Below are 1,408 nucleotides of genomic sequence, written 5' to 3' on the forward strand. Positions count from 1 at the left end.
TAATAAACTGCTCTTAAAATGACATCCCTGTCTCCTCACAAAAAAGCCAAAGCCCTCAAACCCAGTAGCCGTCGCCCTGCTAAAGAACTCTGTAGCGAGTGTGGTCTGTGCGATACATACTATATTCATTATGTCAAGGAAGCCTGTGCTTTTATTAATCAGCAAATAGATAAACTCGAAGAACAAACGCACACTCGCTCTCGAAATTTCGACAATTCTGATGAATTGTACTTTGGTGTGCATCAAGACATGATGGCGGCGCGGAAAAAGCAGCCTGTTCCCGGTGCTCAATGGACAGGAATTGTTAGTACCATCGCCATCGAAATGCTGAATCGCGGTATTGTTGAGGGTGTCGTTTGTGTGCAAAACACCAAAGAAGACCGCTTTCAACCAATGCCCATCATTGCCCGTACCCCAGAGGAAATACTGGCAGCACGAGTCAATAAACCAACTCTCTCACCAAATTTATCCGTCTTGGAACAAGTGGAAAAATCAGGAATGAAGCGGCTATTGGTGATTGGTGTTGGTTGCCAAATTCAGGCATTACGAGCCGTCGAAAAACAACTAGGCTTAGAAAAACTTTACGTTTTAGGCACACCTTGTGTCGATAATGTCAACCGTGCAGGACTGCAAAAATTCTTGGAAACAACCAGCAAATCACCTGACACGGTAGTGCATTACGAATTCATGCAAGACTTCCGGGTTCATTTCAAACACGAAGATGGCTCAACCGAAACGGTGCCTTTCTTTGGACTAAAAACCAATAAACTTAAAGATGTATTTGCCCCCTCTTGCATGAGTTGCTTTGACTACGTTAATTCTCTGGCGGATTTGGTCGTAGGTTACATGGGGGCACCTTTTGGGTGGCAATGGATTGTTGTCAGAAATGAACAAGGTCAACAGATGCTGGACTTGGTGACAGACCAACTAGAAACTGGGCCAGTGATGTCAAAGGGCGATCGCACAGCCGCAGTCCAACAAAGCATACCCGCCTACGATAAAGGTGTCACCCTCCCCATGTGGGCGGCAAAATTAATGGGTGTCGTGATCGAAAAAATTGGTCCTAAAGGTTTAGAATACGCCCGTTTTTCAATTGATTCTCACTTTACCCGCAACTATTTGTATGTGAAGCGAAATCATCCGGAGAAATTAGACTCACACGTTCCAGAATTTGCCAAGCGTATCGTTGAGCAGTATAAGTTACCAGAGTAAAAAGACAAGAGTAGCCGACTCAGAACCTAGCTATAATTCTCGATAGTCTCTTACCCGAACAGCCTTAATGAGTTCACTAAAAGTGAGTTGCAATGGGTGATGAAGACGTAGAATTTGATCTGGGCAAAAACAATTCATCCTTATGGCAACAAAATTTCCAAAATTTAGCCAGGATCTAGCACAGGATCCGACGACG

1 protein-coding gene is annotated in these 1,408 nt (G+C 44.2%); it reads left to right on the forward strand.

What is annotated here, in order from left to right; genetic code table 11:
* The first annotated feature begins 18 nt into the window (after positions 1-18).
* Positions 19-1,212, forward strand: a complete 1,194-nt coding sequence (locus DP116_RS28245) for a Coenzyme F420 hydrogenase/dehydrogenase, beta subunit C-terminal domain (RefSeq protein WP_169158249.1) — start codon at positions 19-21, stop codon at positions 1,210-1,212.
* Positions 1,213-1,408: the final 196 nt, after the last annotated feature.

The organism is Brasilonema bromeliae SPC951 (assembly GCF_012912135.1).
Classification (GTDB): domain Bacteria; phylum Cyanobacteriota; class Cyanobacteriia; order Cyanobacteriales; family Nostocaceae; genus Brasilonema; species Brasilonema bromeliae.

Bases quoted from the DNA above. Each gene is read 5' to 3' on its own strand.
- DP116_RS28245 (WP_169158249.1), top strand. From the start codon at position 19: ATGACATCCCTGTCTCCTCACAAAAAAGCCAAAGCCCTCAAACCCAGT.